Here is a 22,925-nt window from a genome sequence, read left to right on the forward strand (position 1 = left end):
CTCCTGCGGTGCGCTGCTGTTCCGGCGTCCCGGTCTCCGGGTCCGTGCTGGCGGCTGGGTTGAGGAAGTCGCTGAGAACGGTCGCGAAGGAGCCCGTCCCCGTGAATCCGGAGGCCTCCTGCTGGCCGCCGCGGCCCTGCGCTGACGCTGCCGGCGCTGCAGCAGCCGGGAGGAACGCCGGAGCAACGTCCGTCGACGCCATCCCGTTCATGCTGCGGCCCCTGCCGGAACGATGCGCCGGATGGATGTCAGGTTCGAGTGCTGCTCCCAGGCGTCCCGGATCTGGATGGTTTTTCCGGGCACCGGGGCGTCAATGGCCTTGCCGTTGCCGAGGTAGATGGAGATGTGGTCCCCGCCGAAGCTGACCAGCAGGTCTCCGGGCTTGGCCTCGGCCAGGGACGCGACCGGCGTTCCCTGCCGCATCTGGTCGCTCACCACCCGGGGGATCTCGATGCCCAGGTCCTTGAAGACGCGTTGGGTGAAGCCGGAGCAGTCCATGCCGGTGGCGGGGTTGGTGCCACCCCAGACGTAGGGAACGCCGATGTACTTCTTCGCCTTGGCGACGACGTCGGTCCCGGTGACGGCCCCGTCGGCGGTGCCGGCGACAGCGCCGGGAGCGGTCAGTCCCCTGAGGGCACCGACCGCCGTCGTGCCCCCCAGGCCCAGGCCGCTGGCCAGGGAGGAGACGTCGGTTCCGGCGGTTCCACCCAACGCGGCCGTGAGCGCCTGGGTAAAGGAAGCGGCGTCGCCGTTGCCCGTCGCAGTGGCAAGGGCGGACGCGGCGGCGGACTTCGCTGCTGCGGCGTTTGCCTCTGCGGCCGGGCGCGTCAGTTCCGCAATCATGGTCTGGATGCCCTGCATCCTGCCGATCGCCTCGGTCATGCTCATTGCTTCACCTGCTGCTCATCGCGGTGCCACACTGTCGATGCGATTTCGTCCAGCGTGGATTGTTCGACGCGGAGGTCCTCGGTGGCGACCTCGGCGTGGTGGCGGGCCTGCAGCTTTTCCAGGCCGACGGAACGGGTGCGCGCGGCGATGAACTCGCTACGCGCGTCGGTTTCCTCGGACTCCGCAATCCGACCGAGGCTTTGCAGGTCCGCGAGCATGCTGTGGGAGGAGGACCGCGCAGCCGCAATGGCGCGCAGCGAGGCGGAACTGGAGATGGGGTCGTCGGTGGCACCCAGGTCCCGGCGCGCCGCGGCTTCCCTGGCCCGGACGGAGCTGGAGCGCGAGCGGGCGCGGGCCAGCCCTGTGGCGGCCTGGTCCTGCTGGATCTGGCGGAGGCGCAGGAGCCCTGCCAGTGAGAATTGGCGGTTCATGCTGCGGCTCCCAGGATCGAGGTGAGGTGATCGAGCCGCTGCCAGGACTCGGGATGGGCCGTGGATTCCTCCATCGGCTGCTGCAGGAATCTGCTCACGTCCTGCTCGTGGTTCAGGGCCGCGTCCACCAGGGGGTTGGTTCCTGTCTGGTAGGCGCCGACGTCGATCAGGTCCTGTGCCGCCTTGCGCGCGGCGAGGACCCTGCGCAGGGTCGCGGCGGCCTCGAGGTGGGGCCGGGAGTTGACCTTGGTGGCGACGCGGGAGACGGACCCGAGGACGTCCACGGACGGGAAGTGCCCGGTGACGGCGAGTTTGCGGTCCAGCACCACGTGCCCGTCCAGGATGGACCGGGCCGCGTCGGCGATCGGTTCGTTGTGGTCATCGCCGTCGACGAGCACCGTGTAGATGCCGGTGACGGACCCGGTTTCGGCGGTTCCGGCGCGTTCCAGCAGCCGGGCCAGGATCGAGAAGGTCGACGGCGGGTAGCCGCGGGTGGCGGGCGGCTCGCCGGCGGACAGGCCGATCTCGCGCTGGGCCATGGCCACCCGGGTGAGGGAGTCCATCATCAGGACGACGTCCTGGCCCTCGTCGCGGAAGGATTCGGCGATCCGGGTGGCGGTGAAGGCCGCGCGCATCCGCATCAGGGCGGGTTCGTCCGAGGTTGCCACAACGACGACGGAGCGGGCCAGGCCGGCTGGGCCCAGATCGTCCTCGAGGAATTCCCGGACTTCACGGCCGCGCTCCCCCACGAGGGCGATCACGGAGACTTCGGCGTCGGTGCCGCGGGCGATCATCGAGAGCAGGGAGGACTTTCCGACGCCGGATCCGGCGAAGAGGCCCATGCGCTGGCCCTTGCCCAGCGTGGTCATCGTGTCCAGCACGCGGACGCCGGTCTGCAGCGGGGTCTCGATCCGGGCGCGCTTCATCGCATTCGGGGCTTCGTTGTCGATCGGCACACGGGGTCCGCTGTTGAGCGGGCCCTTACCGTCGATGGGCCGGCCGAGACCGTCGAGAACCCGGCCGAAGAGGCCCGGCCCGGTGGGGACGAGGACGGTGCCGCCCTTGGCCCGGACGGGGTCGCCGGCGGCAACGCCGGCGAGCCGGCCCAGCGGCATGCAGCGCACCGCGCTGTCGAGGGCCGCGACCACCTCGGCGTCGAGGCCCGGGTTCTGCCCCACGGTCACAAGGTCGCCGAGCGCGCAGTCGAGTCCGGACACTTCAAGGCCCAGGCCCATCACGGAGGTGACGACGCCGACCCGCTGGGGGGCGGCGGCCCGAAGGGCTGCGGCGTAGTCGGCTCCCTTGGGGCGCCACCCGGCGATCATGCCTGGTCTCCGGAAAATCCGTCGCCCAGAAGGGCGGCACGGGCACGGGTCAGGGCGCTGCCCAGGCTGGCATCGAACCAGCCCTGCTGGTACTCCACCTTGGCGTCGCCACGGTGGAGGGACTGGTCCGCGAGCAGCGGCAATCCGGCGGGCAGGTCCAGGCCTTCCTTGGCGAGGACCTCGATGTCGGCCGGGTTGAGCCGGATCGCCAGCACGGTGGCGGCGTCGTTCCCGGACAAGGCACGCTCCAGGGCGGCGCGGGCGGTGCGGGTGCCTTCGGCGAGTTCATAGCCCAGGATGGCCTCGGCGAGCTCCAGCGCGGTGCGGGCCAGGACTCCCTCGGCGTCCTGCAGGGCCTGGACATTGCGGTCGGCGAAGTCGGTCCGCGCCACGGCCAGGGCACGGACGGCACGGTCGAGGTCCTGCTGACCGGCGGCGAGTGAGGCAGCCTGCTCCGCGGCCATCCGGTCCCGCCAGCGGCGCTGTTCTTTTGCAGCCGCGCGGACGCCGGCCGCGTAACCGGCGGCATGGCCCTCGGTGTAGCCGGCTTGTTCGCTGGCGGGCCCGCTGGAGCGAAGCGAGGGGAAGACAATCCGTGCCGGGACGGTGCCGGCCGCGGGCCCGTCAGTAAACATAGTCTTCTTCGTCCCCGCGCTGGATGGTGATGGAACCTTCCGCGTCGAGTTCGCGCATGGCCCGGACCACGGCTGCGCGGGCTTCTTCGATCTGGGAGGCACGCAGCGGACCCAGGGCGGCGATCTCGGATTCGAGGATTTCCAGGTTGCGGCCGGAGACGTTGGTGGTGATGGTTTCCAGGACCGGCTCGGAAGCGCCCTTCATGGCGACGGCCAGCACGGACGCGTCGAGGCCACGGAGCACCAGCTGGACGTCCTTGCGCTCGAGCTTCACGATGTCGTCGAACGTCACCATCTGGGCGCGGATCTCCACGGCGAGTTCCGGATCCAGCAGGTCCAGGCCGTCGAGCACGGAGCGTTCCGTGCCGGCGTCGGTCCGGTTGATGATCTCCAACAACGGCTGGATACCGCCCACCACCTTGGAGGCCTGCTGCGACACGGCGGCGCCGCCGCGAAGCTTGAGGGTGTCCGCCACGATCCCGATCGCTTCGGGTGCGCCGGAACCCATCGTCGCGATACTCAGTGCGACGTCGGCCCGCAGCGAGCCGGGCAGCCCGGACATCACGGCGGAGGCTTTGCGGGGGCTGAGGTGGGCCAGGACCAGCGCGATCGTCTGCGGCAGTTCGCCGTCGATCAGCGCCAGAACCTGCACCGGCTCCAGGTCTTCGAGGAATTCGAAGGACTTCCCGGCCATGTTGACGGTCAGCCGGTTGATCAGCCCGGCAGCCTTTTCGGACCCGAAGGAGGCCTCGAGCAGGCCTTCGGCGAGCTCACGGCCGCCCCGCGCCTGCCGGGGGCTGGACAGCGCGGCGTGGTGGAAGTCCTTCATGATCTGCTCGGCCACGTCCGGGTCGACCTTCCGGAGCCGGACGATCTCGGCGGCAATGTCTTCCGCCTCGGAATCGGTGAGCTGGGCCATGACCTTGGCGGCGTTGTCCGGGCTCATCTGCATGAGCACGACGGCGGCACGTTGGGTGCCGGTAAGGGTGACTTCGGCTAGTTTCATACCGGCTGCCTGTCATCCATGAGGCTGCGCAGGTAGTCGGCCGCCTTCTCCGGGTTGGCGGCAACCATGCTGTCGATCTCGACGCGGCGGCGCTCGGCCTCGAGCTGTTCGGGCGGCGGCCCCGGCAGCGGGGGCAGGGCGGTGAGCGGAATGGCCGACGTCGCGGGTGCCGGCGGCAGCGCCGTGACAACCGGCATCACCGGCAGGAGGTCCAGGTCCAGCCGTTCGCCGAGGTCCACCGGTTCGCGCTTCTGGCGGCGGCGGAGCACGATCGCGATGACCAGCGCCAGGATCAGCAGCCCCAGCAGGACGCTGCCGGCGGTAACAAGCGTCCCGAAAAACTCCGCCTGCTTCTGCGCTTCGGCTTCGGCTTTGGCGGCCTCGAGGGACGCGGCGGCCTGGTCGGCGGCGGCGGTGCTGAAGGGGACGACCTCCACCGTGACCACGTCGCCCCGTTCGGCGTCGATGCCCGCGGCGGCGGTAACCAGTGCGGTCAGGGAGGCCAGGTTCAGCCCGCCGGCGGCGGCCTGGTTGACGGCCACGGAAATCGTCTGGCGCCTGACGGCGCCCGGCGGAATAACACGGTCCTCGGTGACCTTGTTGACGGCGTTGTTCCTGGTGGCGGTGGCGGATTCGAAGGTGCCGTCTCCGGTGGCGCCGCCGGGAACCGCGATGTTGTCCGGGCCGAGGACCCCCGCGGCTCCTCCCCCGGTTCCGGTGTAGTTCTCGGTTTTGGAGGACTCGCTGAGTGGAAGGGCGCCTTCGGCGTTGGAGAAGGTTTCGCTCTTCTGCTGGGCCGATTCGCCGGTAACGTCCGCGGCCACGGCCACGGTGGAGTTTCCGGGACCGACCACGCGGTCCAGGACAGCCTTGACGGCGTCGGAGGTCCGCTGCTGGAAGTCCGTTGCCTGCTTGGCGGAGGATCCGGCGGCCCCGCCGCCGACCGCGGAGAGGACGTTCCCTGCCGAGTCGACGACGGAAACGTTCGTGGGCTTGAGGTTTTCGATGGCGGCGGAGGTCAGGTGCACGATGGCCTGGACCTTGTCGCCGGAAAGCGTGGAGCCTGGCGTGGTTTCCACGAACACCGAGGCGGTGGTGTCAGGAGTCGTCGACACGAAGACGGTCCTTTCCGGGATGGCCAGGCGGACGGCCGCGGTGTTCACGCCGTCCATGGCCGAGATGGTGCTGGCGAGCTCGCCTTCGAGGGCGCGCTTGTAAGTGACTGACTGCTGGAACTCGGAGGACGTGACGCCCATTTTGTCCAGCAGCGAATAGCCGGTGGCGGCCGCGGTGGGGAGGCCGGCGGCGGCGGCCTTGAGGCGTTCGTCGTAGACCTTCTCCTGGGGCACGAGGATGGTGGAGCCGCCGTCGCTCAGTTCGTACGGCACGTTGTCGTTGCGCAGCAGCTCCACGATGCCGTTGGCGTCGGTGTCCTTGAGGCCGGAGAACAGCGGGGTCAGGGCGGGCTTGGTCAGCCACGCTGAAAGGGCGATGATGCCGACCACCAGCAGGGCGGCGCCGATCACGGCGATAGTCCGCTGGCCGGCGGTGAATCCTTTGAGGCCCGCGCCGAAGCGCTGGAAAAAGCCGGTAATCTGCGGAGGCATCAGGCCTGCATCCTCATGATCTCGTTGAACGCGTCAACACCCTTGTTGCGCACGGTTGCCATGAGCTCAAGGGTGATCTGGGCGCGGCTGGATGCCAGGGTCGCGTTGTGGATGTCGTTCAGGTCGCCGGTGACCGCCGAGACGGCCAGCTCTTTCGACGTCGACTGCAGCTGCTGGAGGTTGTCCACGGCGCCGGTGAGGGTGCTCGCGAAGCCGGACCCGTCAGTGCCGGCGACGAAATTCGAGGGAAGCACGCCCTGGACGGGAGCGATCGGGGAAACAGGCATCAGGATCTTCCAATCTCAAGGGCGGCCAGATACGTCTCGCGGGCGCGGTCCACGACCTGCGCGTTGGCCTGGTAGCCGCGCTGGGCGATGATGAGCGCGCCCATCTGCTCGGCCATGTCGATTTCCGGGTACTTCACGTTCCCGTCGGCGTCCGCCAGCGGGTGGTCCGGCTGGTAGACGATCCGGCCCTCGGCGTCGCCGAGCTGGGTGCTCTTGACGTAGACGCCGGTGCCGTCGGAGCCTTCGGCGGCTTCCACGTAGCGGGCCTGGAACGCGTCGCCGCTGGTGGCCGAGGCGTTGTTCATGTTGGCAAGGTTGTCCGAGACGGCGTCGAGCCATTTGCGGTGGACGGTCAGGGCCGAACCGGCGATGCCGATTGCGTCGAAGGTCATCAGCTGGTCCTCATGGCGGCACGCAGGGAATTGAACTCGCCGCCGGCGGCGCGGGCCGCGAACTGGAAGCGCAGCACGGTGTCGATGTTGGACAGGGTTTCCGTGTCCAGGTTGACGTTGTTGCCGTTCAGCCCGGTCGGTTCGAGGGACGCCGAGGTGGTGGCTGCGGCGTGGCCGTCGCCGGACTTCACGGAGGCTGCGAGGGCTGCCTCGAAACTGACGCGCTTCGCCTGGTAATTCGGCGTGTTGACGTTCGCGATGTTGTTCGCGATGGTGCGCTGGCGCAGCGCAAGGCCGTCCATGGCGCTAGCCAAGGCGGCGGAAGTCACGGATTCGAGCACAGAGTCCTGCCTGGGATGGAAAGAAATGGCCGATCCGTGGCCGGTAAACGAGCGATCCGTGCTCTATCAGTTGTTATCGGCACTGGTCAGCCGCTCGTTAGGAGAAAATTAGACGGGTTTCTTGAGCGGCCCTGGGTCCGGCGTTTTTCACCCGTTGACGTCGAGGTAGACGGCACCCGAGGACTCGCCGACGCCGGGCACCGAGGAGACCGCCTGGAGCTGGCGGGCCACGTCCAGTCGGGCTTCTTCGAGCCGCCGGGCGACCCGCTCCTGGGCCTCCGAGAGTGCGACGGCGCGGCGCCGGACTTCGGCCGGTAGCGGGCCAATGGGCGTTGGTGGCTCCCAGCGCTTCTCTGGCTGAGGCGCCACCACGGGCCGGGGTGCGGCGGACAGCGGGCCAAGCGGGTCTCTTAAGGTGCGCTCGGCTGCGCCCACCGCCGCCTCCAGCACGTCCAGGATTGCCGTCCAGGCGGCCAGTGTGGTGTCCACGGCGGCAATCGGGGTCAGGGTTGATTCGGAGTGTTGGTTCCCGGCTCCCCCAAAGTCGGTTTCCACGTCCGCGTGGTTACCCAAAGCCGAGGCTCCCGCCACCTGTTCCGGGCTGGTTGTTCCAGGCGCCTGCCGGCGGGAAGCCTGTCGAGGCAGCGGCCGGGAAGGTGGCTGTTGTTCCGTAGCCTGCGGAAGCTGGGGCGGCGGGCGGCGCCGGAACCGCAGCGGCCGCCTCATGCCAGGCCTGGCGCAGGGGCTCCAGGAGTTCGATGGCTTCGCGGGTCAGTACCGGATCGCGCTGGATGTTCGCGTTAACCAGGGCGGTGAAGGCGTAGTTGTACACGCCAAGGAGACCGTCGGCGCCGTCCCACGCGTCGGTCTTCAGGGACGAGATGAGTTCAGCGATGATGGCTTGGCCATGGAGGAGGTTCTCCGAAGCGACCGGCCAGTTGGCGGCCTGCTGCGCGCTCTCCGCCCGTCCCAGGTCGAGGAGGAGACGGTCGTAGAGCATAGTGAGGAGGCGCGCCGGCGGAGCCGAGAGGACGGAATCAGCGAGGTATTGGTTCCGCTGGGCGGCGGTGCCGTAGCCGTTGCCATAAGTCGTGGTCATGCGGAGCTACTTCCTGAAGAAAGGCCGCCGAGCTGGGCGGTGAGCCAGGACTGCTGGGCCTGCATGTTGCTGAGGGCCACTTCCAGACCGGAGTACGTCCGCTGCAGCGTGGCTTTGCGGGATTCGAGCCGGGTGTCCCAGTCGCTGATGCGATTCGCGAGGTCACGGACTTCGGATTCCTGGCCGGTGATCTTTTTGGTCAACGTGCCGTCGTACTTGTCCGAAGCGGTGGTTGCGGCCGCAGCAATACGCGTGGCGATCTCCTGGACCTTGGCCGCGGTGCCGGCAGGGTCCGCAGCCAAAGCTGCGGCGAACTTCTTCTCGTCAAACTCCATCGTTCCGGTCTTGGTGATGCTGATCCCGATTTCCGACGGCGACCGCGGCGGAGTCCCGACGGGCAGGGACGCCGCAGACAATATGCTCTGGTTCACGGAGCGCACCGCGCTGTCGCCGGCGAAGATGCCAGCGGTGGTGGAGGTCCCGCTTGTGTTTGTGGTGCTCGTGACGGCGGTCTTGCTGGCCACGAGAGAGAAGATTCCGTTGACGCCTGAAACGAGGTCGGAGGCAAGCTTGGTGATGCCGGCGTCGTCACGGGCCACGGTGAGCGTGACGGGAGTGGCAGTCACTTCTTTGGCTGTGATGGAAACACCGGGCAATAGATCGGTGAAGGTGTTCGTCGAGGACTTCACGGTCTGGGCTGCTGCCGTGCCCGGCCAAAGTGAGATTTCGGCGTCTTGCGCCGTCTTGACAGTTGTGAAAGTAGTACCGGGATCACTGATGGTGAAGGCACCGGCTTCGCCGGACTTCGTCGCGGCGAACTGCAGGCGGTATTCACCCCCGCCGACGGCTACCTTGCTGGCAGTGACGCCGGCGCCGGCCGCGTTGACGGCGGTCACGACGTCGTCGAGGTTGCTAGTGAGCGGCTCGATCGTGTAATCAACGCCCCCGCTGTTGATGGTCATGGTGGTGTACGGCCATCCCGTCACCGCGTTCACTTTCGGCGTCACTGTGACTTGGGTCTGGGCCAGCTTGTTGACCTGGAAGTCGATGGAGCCGGCCTTGGCGGCTGAAGTCGTCGTGGCAACAACCTTGTCGCTGCTGGTCGTCGCGGCATAGAGGTCCATGGCGCCGGGCTTGGCTGCGGCGGTGGCCTGGGTCGCGAGGGCGGCGACCTTGCTGTTCAGGCCCTGCAAAGCGGACACCATGGACTGGAGGTCGTAGGACTTGTTCTTGAGCAGCGTTTGCGGGATGGCCTCAACCTGCATCACGGAGTTGATGAGCGCGGTGGTATCGAGCCCGCTGGCTAGTCCGTCGAGTGAGATTCCCATCGATGCCTCTCATTGCTGCAAATGATCACTGGTGCTGAGTGTTCGGAAATTCAGATGTTGCGAGTAAGGGCCGGACGATGGATTGCTCTCATCGTCCGGCCCTTCCGCAGCATGATTGATCGGTGGTATCTCTTTGTCGGATCAGGGTGGCAGCCTTACTGCCGGACCGCCGGAACCGGTTTAGCGCAGGAGCGAAAGAACACCCTGGCTGGACTGGTTTGCCTGGGCCAGCATGGCCGTGCCGGCCTGGGACAGGATGTTGGCCTTGGTGAACTTGACCATTTCCTGCGCCATGTCGACGTCGGCAATGCGGGACTGAGCGGCCTGCAGGTTTTCACCGGAGACATTCAGGGTCTTGATCGTGTGCTCAAGACGGTTCTGGGCTGCACCCAGATCCGAGCGGGAGCTCGAAACGGCTGCGATCTGCGTGTCGACAGTCGCAACTGAAGTCGAAGCAGCAGCGGCAGTCGTATAGGTGTTGGCCTTGACCGCCGCACCGATCACGGCCAGGTCCATGCCTGCGCTGGAGGTGCTGACGGTGATCTGGTCATCAGCGGGGGTCGAACCAGCACCGATCTGGAACGTCATGGAACCTGCACCGCTGCCGGACGTGCCGCCCGAGAGCAGCTTGATGCCGTTGAAGTTCGTGGAGGTACCGATACGAAGCAGCTCGTCTCCGAGTGCGTCGGACTCGGTCTTGATTGCCGTACGGGCTGCGGCATTGTTCGAGTCATTGCCGGCCTGGACAGCAAGGTCACGTACACGCTGCAGGATGGAGTGGACCTCGGTCAGGGCGCCTTCCGCGGTCTGGATGACCGAGATGCCGTCCTGGGCGTTGCGGGCGGCCTGGGCCGAACCGGTGACCTGTGACTTCAGGCCCTCGGAGATGGACAGGCCTGCTGCGTCATCGCCGGCGCGGTTGATGCGCAGGCCGGTGGACAGCTTCTCCAAGGACTTGGAGAGGTCGTTCTGGGTGGCGTTGAGGCTGCGGTAAGTGTTGTTTGCCGCAAGGTTGTTATTGATGACGAAGCCCATGGTGTTTCCTCCGTGAGTGGGACTGTAAGCGATGGCCCGTCCGTGGGCCTTCAGGAGTAGCTATCGCCCATTCCGAAGCACAGGTAAGCAGAAATCCAAAATTCTTTTCCGGACGGCTTTTCCTTGCCATTCCGCCTGTAATCCGCCTTATTTCCGCTAACGGATTCCACTCCCCTGCCGATAGTTTCTACGAACCTTGCTGATGGCTGCAGCTGACTCCTTATATGCACTGCATGCCCGGCACCATCGCGTTAGTCACCTCTGAGGGAGCCGTCCGGACCATGGCCATCCACGAACTTTCAGCCCTGCTGTGGCGGGAGCGTGAACTCCTGGACGTTCTCACTTTCAAACTTGAGGAGGAGCAGCTGCTGCTCACCGCCGGCAAGTCCCGCTGGCTGCCCCACGGCACCCGGGAAGTCGAACAGGTCCTGGGGCACCTCTCCCAGGCGAGCCTCGCACGGACCATCGAGGCCGCCGTTGTCGCGGAATCCTGGGGCCTGCCCACCAACGCCTCCCTCGGCGAACTCGCCGCCGCGGCGCCGGAAGGCGCCTGGTCCGAGGTTCTCACGGCCCACCTGAGCGCGCTGACCCGACAGACGACCTTGATCAAGGAACTGCGCGACTCCAACGAGCAGTACCTGCGCACGGCAGTCCGCTCCACGCAGGAGTCCCTGGCCGATCTCCGCCCCGCCGCCGGCACGTACGACGCGCATGGCAAGACCGGGGAAACCGCCGGCTCACGCATCTTCGACAAGCAATTCTAAGGAAGACGACCATGAGCACCTTCGGCGCCCTGAACACCGCCTACCGTGGACTGACCGCCGCCCAGCAGGGCATGAACGTTGCCGGCCAGAACATCGCCAACGCCGCCACCGAGGGGTACACCCGGCAGCGCGTGCAGCAGTCATCGAACGCTGCACCGGGCGCGCACGGCCTCAATGGCTCCGGCCGTCCCGAGGCAGGGCAGGGCGTGTCCGTGGACGCCATCGCCCGCATCGGCAACAGCTTCCTGGACGCCGGAGTCCGCTCGGCGGGCGCTCAAGCCGGCTACGCCAGCGTCCGCTCCTCCGCGCTGCAAGGCATCGAAGGCATCCTCCAGGAACCTGGTGACAACGGCATTTCCACCGCATTGCATGGTTTCTGGTCCGCGTGGCAGGGAGTAGCAAACCAGCCTGACCAGTCGGGACCGAAAGGCTTGCTGCTGAACGCTGCCAATTCCGTGACGGACAAGATCTCCTCTGCTTACAAGGCCCTCGACTCGCAGTGGAGCAGCGTCCGCGCCCAAGCCTCTGACAATGTCAACGCTGTCAACGCGGCCGCAGCCCAGGTGGCTGCTTACAACACAACCATCCGCTCCACGCTCGCTGCTGGCGGATCAGCCAATGAGCTGATCGACGCCCGCGCCAAACTGACCGATCAGATCGCCAGCCTCGCCGGCGGTTCTGTCCGCGAAAAACCCGACGGCACGCTGGACGTCCTGATCGGCGGAAATGCCCTTGTCACGGGCGGTTCCTTCCGAACGCTCAAGTTGGTGGGCGCGACGGCCATGGCTGACGCCGCTACCGACGCCCCGCGCGTCGAGTGGACCAACCCGAGCGGCACCGCAGCCCTCGACGGCGGTGAACTCGCCGGGGCCCTTTCCGTGCTGGCTCCGGCAGATAAGGGCGGTGCAATTGCCCAGGCAGCCCAGTCCTACAACACTTTCGCGACCACCATCGCTACGGCAGTGAACACTGTCCACCGGTCCGGAGTCACGGGCTCCGGCGCCACCAACGTGGACTTCTTCACCACCACCGGTACAGGCCCCGCCGCGCTGAGCATCGCCGGCCCCGCCAATGTCGACAACATTGCCCTCAAGGCATCGACGGGCGGCGCCCTCGACACCAGCATTGCGGACAAGATTTCACAGCTCGGCACCGGTGCAGGTTCGCCGGACAAGGTCTGGGCGGGCATCGTGACCAACATCGGTGTCCAGTCGCGCGGAGCCCAGCAGCACGAATCGTTGAGCTCGGCAGCAGAGATCTCCGCACAGAGCAGCCGCGCCTCGCAGGCATCCGTCAGCTTGGACGAAGAGAACATCAGACTGCTCGCCAACCAGCATGCCTATCAGGCCGCGGCCCGTGTGATGACCGCCGTCGACGAAGCCCTTGACGTCCTGATCAACCGCACCGGATTGGTAGGAAGGTAGACATGCTGAACCGGGTAACAAACCTGACCATGAGCGCTAACGCCCAACGGACCCTGCAGACCCAGCAGTCCAGGCTGGCGGAGCTGCAGGAAAAGGCGACCTCGCTCAACAAGATCTCCCGCCCCTCGGACGACCCGGCCGCCACTGCCAAGGCGCTCGAAACCCGTGCCCTGCTCGCCGCCAACGCCCAGTACGGCCGCAACATCGACGACGGCGGAACCTGGCTGACGGCGGCGGATTCCGCCCTTGAGCAGGCCACCAATGTGATGCACCGGGTCAAAGACCTCACGGTGTTGGCGGGAAATGGCTCGCTGAACCAGTCCGGCAAGGACGCCATCGCCCTCGAACTGGAGGCCCTGAACAAGGACCTTGTCTCGATCGCCAACAGCAAGCACCTGGGCCGGAACATCTTTGCCGGCAGCTCGGATGAGGCCGCGGCTTTCAGCCCGGCAACCCCGCCCTTGTTCAACGGCGTCTCCGGCAGCAGCGTGGAACGCCGGATCAGCGCCACCCAGACGGTGCGCGTCGACGCCGACGGCGAGGCGATCTTCGGCAGCGGCACCGGCTCCCTTTTCGACGTCGTCAGCAAAATCGCCGCCGATCTGCGGAGCGGCACGGACATTACGCCGCGGCTCGCGGCGGTGGAGACTGGTTTCAAGAACGTCGTCAACGGACGTGCTGAAATAGGAACACGGCAAGCGCAGCTGGAACGCGCCGGCAACGTCAACACCGAACTGGAGGCCACCTTGGATGCACAGAAGATGGGCATTGAAAAGGCAGATCTTGGCAGTGTCATCCTGGATCTGAAGCTTCAGGAGACCAGCTACCAGGTGGCCCTGGCCGCCACGGCGCGGGTGCTGCAGCCCACGCTGATGGACTTCCTCCGGTGAGCACCGCCGTGATGAACCCCTCCGTCTCCTTCACCGCCCCCATGCCGGGCCTCGAGAAAGTGCACGACTTCACGCTACGGAGCGTCGAAGGTGCGACCGGACTCTACGCCCTGGAATCGGGCTCCACCCCGGTGCGGCTCTTCCTCGCGGACGCGGCCGTCTTTGTGCCGGGCTACGCCCCGCCGATTCCGGCCGGAGCGCTGGACGCCCTGGAACTCGGGCAGGGCGAGGCGCCCCAGATGCTGGTGGTGCTCAACCACGCCCCCGGCTCCACCACGGTCAACCTGATGGCACCGATCGTGCTCAACCCGGCCACCGGCCGCTGCACCCAACTCGTGCTTGACGGCCGCGACTACCCGCTCCGGGCGGACCTCAACTCGCTGTAAGCGGCCCCCGTCTTACAAAACCCCCGGCGTCACCCGGTCGGCGTAAGCGGCCTCTGCCTTACGAAACCGCCAGCCTCACCAGAAGTGGGCGACGTCAACCACAAGCCGGGTTCCGGCGTCGGGCCCCTCCAGGGTGAAGACGCGGAATGGAAGGCGAGCGCGGACTCCGAGCCCGAGGTTGGTGTAGCCCTCAAAACTGCCGGCCCAGGCCGCCTGCCGGAAGGTCTGGTAACCGGTCACGTTGCTGAGTTCGTTCCTGTCCGCCGGGTTGTAGGTGGAGTTTCCGTTGTCGTCGTACGCGGGAGAGTTCACGGTCAGCTGGAGGAACGCCTGGCCCCTCAGCGGCACCCCGAACCCCGAGCCGTCCTGGGTCACCTGCGGAACGTAGCGCACGTTGTAACCTGCCACAGCGCCGTTGAGATCGACCACCACCCGGTCGAAGCAATAGTGCTGGCCGGTGCGCACGTTGGTCACCGTTGCCCCGCTCAGTGGCGGATCGGCCTTGGCCAGCGATCCCCACACCAGGCCGCAATACGGTTCGGCCGACGCCACCCCGGGTGCGACGAGTGCCATGCCGACGGCCAGCAACACTGCTGCCAGCCATACCTGAATCTTCTTCAATCCGGCCACCCCCCTGAAACGATGAGATGCTTCAAGCGTAGAAGCGCAGACGCCCGGAATCGAGGGCCGGACGGACTTCGGCGCCGAACCGTTAGCGGCGCCGCCCGGGGTCACCGGTCCGTGATCTGGAGCGCGTTCCTCACGCGTGATACGGCAGAGCGCCGGTCCCAGCCCGGGTACCGGCGCTCTGCTGAGTCACAAGCTGTTGAACTAGTAATGGGGCGTTGCGCGGTGGAGAGCCCCTAGCCTTCGCAGTCGCGGCAGTATTTCAGGCCGTCCTTTTCCTTGGCCACCTGGGACCGGTGACGGACCAGGAAGCAGGAGGAGCAGGTGAATTCGTCTGACTGCTCCGGGACAACGATGACGGTCAGCTCTTCGCCGGACAGATCAGCGCCGGGAAGATCGATACCTTCGGCCGTGTCGGTCTCGTCGACATCAATCACCGCGGTCTGGGCGCCACCGCCGCGCGACGCCTGAAGGGCCTCCAGCGATTCGGCTCGAGATTCTTCGTCTGTCTTGTTGCGGGGGGCATCGTAATCGGTAGCCATAGCGGGATTCACTTTCGTTGCTGCGCAGCGCCATTCCAGGCACCTCAGTGAAGCAGTTTAGGTCAAAATGCCCGGACTTGAAGAATAGTGTGTTCAACCCGACATCGGCGTCCCGCGGCCCGTCCCGGAGCCCTTCCCGCCGCCACGTTTGAGCACGCCGGTAGCGATCCCACGGCCCACGTCCTAGCCTTGAAGGACCCTGTTCAGGACCGTTGCGGACCGGACCCAAAGGAGGCTCCTTCAATGGCTGCGAAACTCAACAAGAAATCGCTGGAACACGCCAAGAAGCTGATCAAGGAGGGACACGTCCACCGGGATGAACGCGACGACTGGAGCGAGCACGCGCCGTCGACCGAGCAGGAAAACAAATTCATCGACAAGCACGGTTTCGATGAATTCACCCGCTGGCACTTAGGCCTGGACCGCGAGGCGTCCGAGGGAACGAAAGGCAGCGTGAGCTTCCCCTTCGGAGACTTCACGAAGATCCACCGCTGCGCGGTCATCTCCCTGGAAAGCCGGGCAGCACAGTACGGTCATGACGATATCGCCAAGGCGGCAAAGGACCTCCTGGAGCGGATCGACGCCGAGTAGAGGGCGCCGGGCGGGCCGGCCGCCGACTACGCCACGGGCCAGACGACGAGTGTCTTCCACTGTGAGGAGTCCGGCTCCCTCCCCGGATCGCTGAGGTAGTACTCCCACATCTCCTCCGCGGGTGCGACAGCCTCGGCTGCCATCCGCGCCATGAGCGCCTGATAGGTTTTCTCGAGGTTCTCGTACGGTCCGATGTGCATGGCCTCGTACGCTTCCCCGGCAGGGAGCGACCCGGCCGTCACGCCGCCCTCGCCCGGTCCCGGGAAGGGCGCGGCCAGCGGAAAGCCGGCCTCGACGTCGACGACGTCGCTGGGCACCCCCCGGTACAGCGCGAACGGCGGTCCGGCCAGCTGGACATGCTGCTGCTGCACCGCGCCCACGACGGCACCGTACGCGCGGCCGAAGAATTCACGGAGACCGGTCACCGGCACCCTTTCACGCACGACGGCGGTCGGCTGCTCGTGGAGTTGGGCGGACGTAATCTCCGGCGTCTTTTCCGGATTCGCTTCAGTCATATGCCCAGCCTCCGTCCGCCCACTTTCCCGGTCTAGGGCCTAACGTCCCACCGGATTCACCGGTCCCGCGCCCGGTTCCCGGGTGGCATCTTCAACTGGCGCCGGCCGTCACGAAATGAACTTTATTCATTTAGGTCTTGCCCTACCGACGTCGGCCCCCGATACTAAATGAACGTCATTCATTTCGTGACGCCCATCTCACTGGAGTAAGTACATGATCGAAATCACCTGCCTGAACGCCCCCACTTCCCCGGCGCGGACCACGCCGTCGAGCCGCGCGGCCCTCCGGGTCGGTGTGGTCCAGCACCGCTGGCACGCCGACGTCGCCGCTCTCCGCGCCGAACTCGACGAGGGCATCGAGCGCGCAGCCCGGCTGGGAGCCACCGTTGTCTTCCTTCCCGAGCTCACGCTCTCCCGCTATCCGGCGGATAGGCTGCCCGAAAACGACACCTCACGGCCCGGAGCTGTACGTGCCCGCCCGTCGGACCTGGCGGAGGACCTGCTGACCGGGCCCACGTTCCGGTTCGCCGCCGAGGCTGCCCGCCGGCACGGGGTCTGCGTCCACGCCTCGCTGTACCAGCGGGCGGACAACCCGGACGGCACGGATGACGGTCTCGGACTGAACACGGCAATCCTGGTGTCCCCGGCAGGCGAACTGCTGGCCCGCACCCACAAGCTGCATATCCCGGTCACGGCCGGCTATTACGAGGACAAGTTCTTCCGCCCCGGCCCGGCCTCGACGGACGCCTACGAAGTCCATGCCCCGGCCGAACTCGGCGGCGCCCGGCTGGGCATGCCCACCTGCTGGGACGAATGGTTTCCGGAAGTCGCCCGTCTCTATTCCCTCGGCGGGGCCGAAATCCTGGTCTACCCCACCGCCATCGGCTCCGAACCGGACCACCCGGACTTCGACACCCAGCCGCTCTGGCAGCAGGTCATTGTCGGCAACGGCATCGCCAACGGCCTCTTCATGGTCGCGCCCAACCGCTGGGGGAACGAGGGGACGCTGAACTTCTACGGCTCGTCGTTCATTTCCGATCCGTATGGCCGGATCCTCGCCCAGGCGCCGCGGGACGAGTCCGCCGTCCTCGTCGCCGACCTGGACCTCGACCAGCGCCGGGACTGGCTGACGCTCTTCCCGTTCCTGGCCACCCGGCGTCCGGACACCTATGCCCGGCTGAGCGATCCCGTGCGCCCGGAAGCGCCGTTCGGCGGCGAGGCGCCCCTGTATCTCGAGGTGACCGCATGAGCAACTGGTACATGCCCGCAGAGACCGCCCCGCAGGAGCGGATCTGGATGGCTTTCCCCACCGGCGGGTACACGCTCGGCGACTCCGCCGAGGAAGCCCACGCCGCCCGGTCCGTCTGGGCCGCCGTCGCCAACGCCGTCGTCGACTTCGAGCCGGTCACCGTTGTTATCAGCCCCGACGACGTCGACACTGCCGCGCGCTATCTCCGGCCCGGCGTCGAGGTGCTCACCGCGGAGCTCAACGATGCCTGGATGCGCGACATCGGCCCCAGCTTCGTGCTGGACGGCAACGGAAACCTTGGTGCCGTGGACTGGGTGTTCAACGGCTGGGGCGCCCAGGAGTGGGCCTCCTGGGACAAGGACTCCCGGATCGCCGCGGAGGTCGCCGGCCGCTCGCAGGCCACGCATATTCCGTCCCCGCTCGTCAACGAGGGCGGCGGCATCCAGGTCGACGGAGAAGGCACCGTACTGATCACCGAATCGGTCCAGCTGGATCCCGGACGCAACCCCGGGCTGAGCAAGGCCGACGTGGAAGCCGAACTGGCCAGGACCATCGGTGCCACCCATGCCATCTGGCTCCCCCGCGGCCTGACCCGGGACTCGGAAAAGTTCGGCACCCGCGGGCACGTGGACATCGTGGCCGCCATTCCGTCACCGGGCACGCTGCTGGTCCATTCCCAGCAGAACCCGGAGCACCCGGATTTCGAGGTCAGCCGCGAGATCATCACGTTCCTGTCCACCACGCGGGACGCCGCCGGCCGGGAGTGGAACATCATCGAGGTCCCGGCGCCGCGGGCGCTCTCGGATGATGAGGGCTGGGTCGATTACAGCTACATCAACCACCTCGTGGTCAACGGCGGCGTTCTAGCCTGCACGTTCGCGGATCCCAACGACGAGAAGGCCCTCCGCATCCTCGCGCACGCCTATCCCGGACGTCGGGTTGTCGGCATCGATGCCCGCGAGCTGTTCGCCCGCGGGGGCGGCATTCACTGCATCACCCAACAGCAACCTGCGCTCTCCTAGAAAGGGTCGGACATGACTCAAACCATCCGCCAAAGTCCCACACCGGAGCCGGGGGCCGGTGCCGGCGGCACCGGTTCTGCCCACGGCATCACCGCGAAAGGCCTGAAAGGCGGACAGCTTGGCCTGCTCGCCGTCGTGGTCCTGGGGATCTCGACCATCGCTCCTGCTTACACCCTCACGAGCGCTCTCGGGCCGACCATCAATGAAGCCGGATTGCAGCTGCCGGTGATCTTTCTAATCGGGTTCATCCCGATGATCCTGGTTTCGCTCGCCTACCGGGAACTCAACGCCGACTCCCCGGACAGCGGCACAACGTTCACCTGGGTCACGAAAGCCTTCGGCCCCTGGGTGGGCTGGATGGGCGGCTGGGGGCTGCTGGCGGCCAACATCATCGTGTTGTCGAATCTGGCCGGCGTCGCGGTGGATTTCTTCTACCTTTTCCTGGCGCAGCTTACCGGCTCACCGGAGCTGGCCGATCTCGCGGCCAACAAACCCCTGAACGTTCTCACCTGCTTCGTGTTCGTCGCCCTGGCGGTCTGGATCAGTTACCGGGGCCTGCACACCACCAAGCTGGTCCAGTACGGGCTGGTCGGCTTCCAGTTGCTGGTTCTGGGACTGTTTGTCGTGATGGCCTTCGCCAACTGGTCCAGCTCGGAAACGGCCATCCCGTTCAGCTGGGAATGGTTCGACGTCACCAAGATTCAGACTTTCGGCCAGATCGCGGCCGGAATCTCACTGTCGATCTTCGTGTACTGGGGCTGGGATGTCTGCCTCACGGTCAATGAAGAGACCTCCAACGGCAAGAAGACCGCCGGCATCGCCGGAACCCTGACCGCCGTCGTGGTTCTGGGCATCTACCTCCTGGTGACGATCGCAACCATGATGTTCGCCGGGATCGGTGACGTCGGGATCGGCCTGACCAATGCCGATAATCAGGCGAACGTCTTCACTGCGCTGGCGTCCCCCATCATGGGTCCATTCGCCATCCTGATGTCGTTGGCGGTGCTGTCAAGTTCGGCGGCGTCGCTGCAGTCCACGTTCACGTCGCCCTCGCGCAGCCTTCTCGCGATGGCCCACTACGGCGCGCTGCCCAAGGTGTTCAACCACGTCAGCAAGCGCTTTTCCACCCCGGGATTCGCCACGGTGGCGGCTGGGGCGGTCTCCGCGGGCTTCTATGCCGTAATGCATGTGATCAGCGAGAACGTCCTCAACGACACCATTCTGGCGCTTGGCCTGATGATTTGCTTCTACTACGGGCTGACGGCCTTCGCGTGCGTCTGGTATTTCCGCGGCAGTGCCTTCAGCAGCGCCCGCCACTTTGTCCTGCGGCTGCTGTGCCCGCTGCTGGGCGGGGCGGGGCTGTTCGTGGTGTTCCTGCAGACAGCCGTGGACAGCTGGGCGCCCGAGTTCGGCAGCGGTTCCGAGTTCATGGGCGTCGGACTGGTCTTTGTCCTGGGCATCGGCGTCCTGGCACTGGGCGGGGTGTTCATGGTCCTGATGGCGCGGTTCCGGCCGGGCTTCTTCCGCGGCGAAAGCATCCGGCAGGACACCCCGGCGCTCGTGGCCCCGGAGTAGCCCCAGGGGAGGCCCCGCCGGCCCGAGTAAGCTCCGAGCCGGCGGGGTCTGTGGCGCCGCGTGACAGCCGACGGACTCGCGGCTACGGTCGAGGAGAGCACAGGACGGAGCGCCGCATACGGCGGCGAGCCCACGAGCAAGGGGAAGACATGCGCATCGTCATCACCGGAGCCACAGGCAACGCGGGCACGGCCCTCCTGAGACGGCTGGCCACGGCTAAGGCCGAAGGCGAGGACCTACAGATCGTGGGGATTTCCCGGCGCCATCCGGATTCCCGCGTCCCGCCTTACCGGGGCGTGGAGTGGCACAACGTCGATGTCGGCGAACCTGCTGCCGTTCCGCGCCTCGAAACCATCCTGCAGGGTGCCGACGCCGTGGTCCACCTCGTCTGGCAGGTCCAGCCAAACCACCGGCTGGACGAGCTTTTCCGGACCAATGTGACCGGCACCGCGAATGTGTTGACAGCCGCGAGCCGGGCGGGAGTGGGGCACTTTGTTTGCGCCTCATCGGTCGGCGCGTACTCACGGGCGGGCAAGGACCGGCGGGTGGCCGAAGACTGGCCGGTGGACGGTATCCAGGGATCCCACTACAGCCAGCACAAGGCTCAGCAGGAGGCCCTGCTGAATGAATTTGAGGCCGCCAACCCGGCTGTCACGGTCGCGAGGCTCCGCCCCGGTCTGATCTTCCAGGAGGACTCCGGCAGCGAGGTCGGAAAGTATTTCCTGGGCCGGCTGATACCCCGGGTGCTTCCGCCGAAACCCCGCATTCCGGTCCTGCCCGTTCCGCAGGAGTTGGTGTTCCAGGCGGTGCATGCCGATGACGTTGCAGATGCCTACTGGCGGGTCCTGCACCGACGGGCAGCCGGCGCGTTCAACGTGGCCGCCGAACCCGTGCTTGACCCGAACGCACTGGGCTGGCTGTTGGGGGCGCGGCGCATCCTGCCGCTGCCACTGGCGGTCCTGCGGGTCGTCGTCGATCTCGCCTGGCGGGCTCGCTTGCAGCCGACGGATGCCGGCTGGGTGGATATGGCCGCCGGGGCGCCGGTTATGGACACGACGAGGGCACGGGAAGAGCTCGGCTGGTCCCCCGGCCGCTCCTCGCTGCAGGCGATAGCGGAGGTCCTGGCCGGGCTGGGAAGAGGCGCCGGCGTTGCCGGCTCCCCTCCCCTGCAGGCGCGGTAGTCACATCCGCAGGGTGTTGGCTCAGGCCCACCGCAAAATGCCAGCCGGTTTCCAGTCTCAGCAGTTGGGCGAGTCATACTCGTAGGTCCCCGAATCGGCGGCGGCTGTTCCGGTGCAGTCCCCGTTCTGGGGCACTGCGTGCCCGTCCAGGTCCAGGGTGGAGAAGCTGGTTCCGGCACGGTCGATGGCCGGGCTGGTGCTCGTGAGGTGGAGGTCGGTCGGTGCGTTCACGAAACGTGCCGGAGCATTGGTGGACGTGCTGTTGCGCGTTACGTTAATCGGACCGTTGAGGACATTCTGCCGTTCGGTCCAGCCGGAGCCGTTGATCCACAGGGAGTTCTTGACGCCTACCAGGATATTGCCCCGGATCACCGTCGATGAAGGGCAAGTCGCATGGCAGACAATGCCTTGGGACTGCGGGCCGTTCAGGTAGACGGTATTGAATTCGAAAACAGTGCCGTTTGTGGGTCCGACTGAGGTGCCTGTGCCGCGGGCGACCAATCCCTTGGCCTCGGAGCAGTTGGCGCCGCACGTTGAACGGACCAGGTTGTAGCGGAAGGTGTTGCCGTCCGCAGTTCCTGAGGACCTTCCGATCTCGGCGAAGTTGTTGTTGTCCAAGGCCACATTGTGGTGAATGTAGTTCCGGTTGCCGTTGTAAATTTCGACTGCACTGCCGTCGCGGTTGTAATCATAGGAAGACGCGTTGGAGCCGCTGACCGTATTACCGGAGACCTCATTGTCGTTGCCGTTAATCAGCACGCCAAAAGCGCCGGAGTCATCACTGCAGTTCACTGCCTGGGAAGTCCCGCAATTTGTGCCTTGCGTTTTCACGTTCATGATGTTGTTGTTCGTCAGTGTGTTGCCGGTGTATTTTCCGAAATCAGACCCGGTTCCTGCCTTGATCCCCACGGCATTGTTGGCGGCGCTGGAGTTCCGGACCGTGGTGCGGTCACCTGTGACGCTGATGCCTGCGTAGCCGCAGGAGACACCGCGCAGTCCGTCAACAATGGTGTAGTGGCCGTTGATCCTGATGCAGTTCCCGGAATTGCCGCCGGTGATAGTCGGAGTGTTGCCGGTTCCATAGCCGTTCAGGGTGATGGGAGCGGTGGAGGTCCCGCTCTGGGCGGTCACAAGGCCTCCGGTCCAGGTGTCGCCTTTGCGGAATCTGATGGTGTCGCCAGGGGCGAGGACAACGGAATTTACCTTTGTCAGCGATTTCCACGGCGCCAAGCTTGAGGTTCCCGAACTGCTGTCGTTCCCCGCGGCACTGACGTAATAGGTTCTACCCGCAGCCGAGGCCGGAGTCGGAGTTCCTGCCAACAACCCGCTGGCCATGAGAGCGGTCATGAATACGGCTGCGGCGACGGACCTGATCTTCATGTGTGTCCCTAAGTTTTGAGAGTGGACGGAGTTGATCGCATTCAAGCCCGGGGATTTCCTGAAAGCAGCCAGAGCCGAGCTGCCTTGTGGAGCGGGACCTCAAGGCGTAGGGAATCGGAGACTGTTGCTTTCGACTGACGAGGCACGATTTGCGCCTCCACTGCCTGCGTCCGGCCACGTCGGCAGGTAAGCCTGTTTCCGGAGTAAATCGCAACCGTGTGCGGTTAAACGTAGGTACGGCTCAGGTCGAAGTCAAAGATATTGGCAGAATAACGGCCGAATGACCTGCCGTGAGGACCACCGAATTCGGTCAGTGAAGCGCTGACCGGCGCATTTAATGTTGTGGCAGGCCGCCGCTCGAACTCGGCAAAGATTTCTCAGGAACTGGGAGCAATTCGCCGACTC

The 22,925-nt window shown here is 66.2% G+C and carries 26 protein-coding genes; 9 read left to right on the plus strand and 17 right to left on the minus strand.

The features are described 5' to 3' along the window. Positions 1–207 precede the first annotated feature (207 nt). The 13 genes from QFZ69_RS17565 to QFZ69_RS17625 all read right to left on the minus strand — a co-directional run bounded on the left by QFZ69_RS17565 (position 208) and on the right by QFZ69_RS17625 (position 10,374). Complete coding sequence (locus QFZ69_RS17565; RefSeq protein ID WP_306913175.1) at positions 208–888, minus strand: C40 family peptidase; 681 nt, start codon at positions 886–888, stop codon at positions 208–210. After that, the gene (locus tag QFZ69_RS17570) at positions 885–1,319 is read right to left on the minus strand and encodes a flagellar FliJ family protein (RefSeq protein WP_306913176.1); all 435 of its coding nucleotides are present in this window, start codon (positions 1,317–1,319) and stop codon (positions 885–887) included. The genes QFZ69_RS17565 and QFZ69_RS17570 overlap by 4 nt, the downstream gene beginning before the upstream one ends. Then, positions 1,316–2,644 carry a FliI/YscN family ATPase gene (locus tag QFZ69_RS17575; RefSeq protein ID WP_306913178.1) on the minus strand — a complete coding sequence of 443 codons (1,329 nt, stop codon included), beginning with the start codon at positions 2,642–2,644 and terminating at the stop codon, positions 1,316–1,318. The genes QFZ69_RS17570 and QFZ69_RS17575 overlap by 4 nt, the downstream gene beginning before the upstream one ends. After that, positions 2,641–3,279 carry a FliH/SctL family protein gene (locus QFZ69_RS17580; protein WP_306913179.1) on the minus strand — a complete coding sequence of 213 codons (639 nt, stop codon included), beginning with the start codon at positions 3,277–3,279 and terminating at the stop codon, positions 2,641–2,643. The genes QFZ69_RS17575 and QFZ69_RS17580 overlap by 4 nt, the downstream gene beginning before the upstream one ends. Beyond that, positions 3,269–4,285, minus strand: a complete 1,017-nt coding sequence (gene fliG / locus QFZ69_RS17585; protein ID WP_306913180.1) for a flagellar motor switch protein FliG — start codon at positions 4,283–4,285, stop codon at positions 3,269–3,271. The genes QFZ69_RS17580 and fliG overlap by 11 nt, the downstream gene beginning before the upstream one ends. After that, positions 4,282–5,892, minus strand: a complete 1,611-nt coding sequence (fliF, locus tag QFZ69_RS17590) for a flagellar basal-body MS-ring/collar protein FliF (RefSeq protein ID WP_306913181.1) — start codon at positions 5,890–5,892, stop codon at positions 4,282–4,284. The genes fliG and fliF overlap by 4 nt, the downstream gene beginning before the upstream one ends. Further along, positions 5,892–6,179: a flagellar hook-basal body complex protein FliE gene (fliE, locus tag QFZ69_RS17595; protein ID WP_306913182.1), complete on the minus strand. Its 288-nt coding sequence runs from the start codon at positions 6,177–6,179 to the stop codon at positions 5,892–5,894. Before fliE ends, fliF begins: the two co-directional genes overlap by 1 nt. After that, positions 6,179–6,571 carry a flagellar basal body rod protein FlgC gene (locus tag QFZ69_RS17600; RefSeq protein WP_306913183.1) on the minus strand — a complete coding sequence of 131 codons (393 nt, stop codon included), beginning with the start codon at positions 6,569–6,571 and terminating at the stop codon, positions 6,179–6,181. Before QFZ69_RS17600 ends, fliE begins: the two co-directional genes overlap by 1 nt. Beyond that, positions 6,571–6,912 carry a flagellar basal body protein gene (locus QFZ69_RS17605; RefSeq protein ID WP_306913185.1) on the minus strand — a complete coding sequence of 114 codons (342 nt, stop codon included), beginning with the start codon at positions 6,910–6,912 and terminating at the stop codon, positions 6,571–6,573. Before QFZ69_RS17605 ends, QFZ69_RS17600 begins: the two co-directional genes overlap by 1 nt. A 147-nt stretch (positions 6,913–7,059) precedes the next feature. Then, a complete protein-coding gene (locus QFZ69_RS17610) occupies positions 7,060–7,467 on the minus strand; it encodes a hypothetical protein (RefSeq protein WP_306913187.1) in 408 nt (135 codons plus the stop codon). A 10-nt stretch (positions 7,468–7,477) separates the two neighbouring features. Then, positions 7,478–8,011 carry a flagellar export chaperone FliS gene (fliS, locus tag QFZ69_RS17615; protein WP_306913188.1) on the minus strand — a complete coding sequence of 178 codons (534 nt, stop codon included), beginning with the start codon at positions 8,009–8,011 and terminating at the stop codon, positions 7,478–7,480. Next, positions 8,008–9,339 (minus strand): flagellar filament capping protein FliD, encoded by a 1,332-nt coding sequence (fliD, locus tag QFZ69_RS17620; RefSeq protein ID WP_306913190.1) that lies wholly within the window; start codon positions 9,337–9,339, stop codon positions 8,008–8,010. Before fliD ends, fliS begins: the two co-directional genes overlap by 4 nt. A 180-nt stretch (positions 9,340–9,519) precedes the next feature. Continuing rightward, positions 9,520–10,374, minus strand: coding sequence for a flagellin (locus QFZ69_RS17625; protein WP_306913191.1), 855 nt, complete (start codon positions 10,372–10,374; stop codon positions 9,520–9,522). 233 nt (positions 10,375–10,607) lie between these two features. On the opposite strand from QFZ69_RS17625, the gene QFZ69_RS17630 reads away from it, so the two are divergent. The 4 genes from QFZ69_RS17630 to fliW are packed head-to-tail and all read left to right on the plus strand — an operon-like array spanning position 10,608 to position 13,838. After that, positions 10,608–11,138, plus strand: a complete 531-nt coding sequence (locus QFZ69_RS17630) for a flagellar protein FlgN (RefSeq protein WP_306913193.1) — start codon at positions 10,608–10,610, stop codon at positions 11,136–11,138. 11 nt (positions 11,139–11,149) lie between these two features. Further along, positions 11,150–12,562 (plus strand): flagellar hook-associated protein FlgK, encoded by a 1,413-nt coding sequence (gene flgK / locus QFZ69_RS17635; protein WP_306913195.1) that lies wholly within the window; start codon positions 11,150–11,152, stop codon positions 12,560–12,562. A 2-nt stretch (positions 12,563–12,564) separates the two neighbouring features. After that, positions 12,565–13,452 carry a flagellar hook-associated protein FlgL gene (gene flgL, locus QFZ69_RS17640; protein ID WP_306913197.1) on the plus strand — a complete coding sequence of 296 codons (888 nt, stop codon included), beginning with the start codon at positions 12,565–12,567 and terminating at the stop codon, positions 13,450–13,452. Further along, positions 13,449–13,838: a flagellar assembly protein FliW gene (fliW, locus tag QFZ69_RS17645; protein WP_306913198.1), complete on the plus strand. Its 390-nt coding sequence runs from the start codon at positions 13,449–13,451 to the stop codon at positions 13,836–13,838. Before flgL ends, fliW begins: the two co-directional genes overlap by 4 nt. Positions 13,839–13,913: 75 nt before the next feature. Here the strand turns inward: fliW and QFZ69_RS17650 are convergent, their stop codons facing one another. Next, the gene (locus QFZ69_RS17650; protein ID WP_306913199.1) at positions 13,914–14,459 is read right to left on the minus strand and encodes a hypothetical protein; all 546 of its coding nucleotides are present in this window, start codon (positions 14,457–14,459) and stop codon (positions 13,914–13,916) included. A 242-nt stretch (positions 14,460–14,701) separates the two neighbouring features. Next, positions 14,702–15,007 (minus strand): DUF4193 domain-containing protein, encoded by a 306-nt coding sequence (locus QFZ69_RS17655; RefSeq protein WP_306913202.1) that lies wholly within the window; start codon positions 15,005–15,007, stop codon positions 14,702–14,704. A gap of 243 nt (positions 15,008–15,250) precedes the next feature. Here QFZ69_RS17655 and QFZ69_RS17660 point away from each other — a divergent pair, with 243 nt between their 5' ends. Further along, positions 15,251–15,598, plus strand: coding sequence for a hypothetical protein (locus tag QFZ69_RS17660; protein ID WP_306913203.1), 348 nt, complete (start codon positions 15,251–15,253; stop codon positions 15,596–15,598). Between the two features lie 26 nt (positions 15,599–15,624). Here the strand turns inward: QFZ69_RS17660 and QFZ69_RS17665 are convergent, their stop codons facing one another. Continuing rightward, positions 15,625–16,113 carry a GyrI-like domain-containing protein gene (locus QFZ69_RS17665; RefSeq protein WP_306913206.1) on the minus strand — a complete coding sequence of 163 codons (489 nt, stop codon included), beginning with the start codon at positions 16,111–16,113 and terminating at the stop codon, positions 15,625–15,627. A gap of 214 nt (positions 16,114–16,327) precedes the next feature. Here QFZ69_RS17665 and QFZ69_RS17670 point away from each other — a divergent pair, with 214 nt between their 5' ends. The 4 genes from QFZ69_RS17670 to QFZ69_RS17685 all read left to right on the plus strand — a co-directional run bounded on the left by QFZ69_RS17670 (position 16,328) and on the right by QFZ69_RS17685 (position 21,140). After that, the gene (locus QFZ69_RS17670; RefSeq protein ID WP_306913208.1) at positions 16,328–17,362 is read left to right on the plus strand and encodes a nitrilase-related carbon-nitrogen hydrolase; all 1,035 of its coding nucleotides are present in this window, start codon (positions 16,328–16,330) and stop codon (positions 17,360–17,362) included. Beyond that, positions 17,359–18,384 (plus strand): agmatine/peptidylarginine deiminase, encoded by a 1,026-nt coding sequence (locus tag QFZ69_RS17675; protein WP_306913210.1) that lies wholly within the window; start codon positions 17,359–17,361, stop codon positions 18,382–18,384. Before QFZ69_RS17670 ends, QFZ69_RS17675 begins: the two co-directional genes overlap by 4 nt. 12 nt (positions 18,385–18,396) lie before the next feature. Further along, positions 18,397–19,959, plus strand: coding sequence for an APC family permease (locus QFZ69_RS17680; RefSeq protein ID WP_306913211.1), 1,563 nt, complete (start codon positions 18,397–18,399; stop codon positions 19,957–19,959). A gap of 149 nt (positions 19,960–20,108) precedes the next feature. Beyond that, positions 20,109–21,140 carry an NAD-dependent epimerase/dehydratase family protein gene (locus QFZ69_RS17685; RefSeq protein ID WP_306913212.1) on the plus strand — a complete coding sequence of 344 codons (1,032 nt, stop codon included), beginning with the start codon at positions 20,109–20,111 and terminating at the stop codon, positions 21,138–21,140. A gap of 57 nt (positions 21,141–21,197) precedes the next feature. Here QFZ69_RS17685 and QFZ69_RS17690 read toward each other — a convergent pair whose 3' ends face one another. Next, the gene (locus QFZ69_RS17690) at positions 21,198–22,520 is read right to left on the minus strand and encodes a hypothetical protein (RefSeq protein ID WP_306913214.1); all 1,323 of its coding nucleotides are present in this window, start codon (positions 22,518–22,520) and stop codon (positions 21,198–21,200) included. Positions 22,521–22,925 lie beyond the last annotated feature (405 nt).

Source organism: Arthrobacter sp. V1I7 (assembly GCF_030817015.1).
Taxonomy (GTDB): domain Bacteria; phylum Actinomycetota; class Actinomycetes; order Actinomycetales; family Micrococcaceae; genus Arthrobacter.

Bases quoted from the DNA above. Each gene is read 5' to 3' on its own strand.
- QFZ69_RS17565 (WP_306913175.1), bottom strand. From the start codon at position 888: ATGAGCATGACCGAGGCGATCGGCAGGATGCAGGGCATCCAGACCATG.
- QFZ69_RS17570 (WP_306913176.1), bottom strand. From the start codon at position 1,319: ATGAACCGCCAATTCTCACTGGCAGGGCTCCTGCGCCTCCGCCAGATC.
- QFZ69_RS17575 (WP_306913178.1), bottom strand. From the start codon at position 2,644: ATGATCGCCGGGTGGCGCCCCAAGGGAGCCGACTACGCCGCAGCCCTT.
- QFZ69_RS17580 (WP_306913179.1), bottom strand. From the start codon at position 3,279: ATGTTTACTGACGGGCCCGCGGCCGGCACCGTCCCGGCACGGATTGTC.
- fliG (WP_306913180.1), bottom strand. From the start codon at position 4,285: ATGAAACTAGCCGAAGTCACCCTTACCGGCACCCAACGTGCCGCCGTC.
- fliF (WP_306913181.1), bottom strand. From the start codon at position 5,892: ATGCCTCCGCAGATTACCGGCTTTTTCCAGCGCTTCGGCGCGGGCCTC.
- fliE (WP_306913182.1), bottom strand. From the start codon at position 6,179: ATGCCTGTTTCCCCGATCGCTCCCGTCCAGGGCGTGCTTCCCTCGAAT.
- QFZ69_RS17600 (WP_306913183.1), bottom strand. From the start codon at position 6,571: ATGACCTTCGACGCAATCGGCATCGCCGGTTCGGCCCTGACCGTCCAC.
- fliS (WP_306913188.1), bottom strand. From the start codon at position 8,011: ATGACCACGACTTATGGCAACGGCTACGGCACCGCCGCCCAGCGGAAC.
- fliD (WP_306913190.1), bottom strand. From the start codon at position 9,339: ATGGGAATCTCACTCGACGGACTAGCCAGCGGGCTCGATACCACCGCG.
- QFZ69_RS17625 (WP_306913191.1), bottom strand. From the start codon at position 10,374: ATGGGCTTCGTCATCAATAACAACCTTGCGGCAAACAACACTTACCGC.
- QFZ69_RS17630 (WP_306913193.1), top strand. From the start codon at position 10,608: ATGCCCGGCACCATCGCGTTAGTCACCTCTGAGGGAGCCGTCCGGACC.
- flgK (WP_306913195.1), top strand. From the start codon at position 11,150: ATGAGCACCTTCGGCGCCCTGAACACCGCCTACCGTGGACTGACCGCC.
- flgL (WP_306913197.1), top strand. From the start codon at position 12,565: ATGCTGAACCGGGTAACAAACCTGACCATGAGCGCTAACGCCCAACGG.
- QFZ69_RS17655 (WP_306913202.1), bottom strand. From the start codon at position 15,007: ATGGCTACCGATTACGATGCCCCCCGCAACAAGACAGACGAAGAATCT.
- QFZ69_RS17660 (WP_306913203.1), top strand. From the start codon at position 15,251: ATGGCTGCGAAACTCAACAAGAAATCGCTGGAACACGCCAAGAAGCTG.
- QFZ69_RS17665 (WP_306913206.1), bottom strand. From the start codon at position 16,113: ATGACTGAAGCGAATCCGGAAAAGACGCCGGAGATTACGTCCGCCCAA.
- QFZ69_RS17670 (WP_306913208.1), top strand. From the start codon at position 16,328: ATGATCGAAATCACCTGCCTGAACGCCCCCACTTCCCCGGCGCGGACC.
- QFZ69_RS17675 (WP_306913210.1), top strand. From the start codon at position 17,359: ATGAGCAACTGGTACATGCCCGCAGAGACCGCCCCGCAGGAGCGGATC.
- QFZ69_RS17680 (WP_306913211.1), top strand. From the start codon at position 18,397: ATGACTCAAACCATCCGCCAAAGTCCCACACCGGAGCCGGGGGCCGGT.
- QFZ69_RS17685 (WP_306913212.1), top strand. From the start codon at position 20,109: ATGCGCATCGTCATCACCGGAGCCACAGGCAACGCGGGCACGGCCCTC.
- QFZ69_RS17690 (WP_306913214.1), bottom strand. From the start codon at position 22,520: ATGAAGATCAGGTCCGTCGCCGCAGCCGTATTCATGACCGCTCTCATG.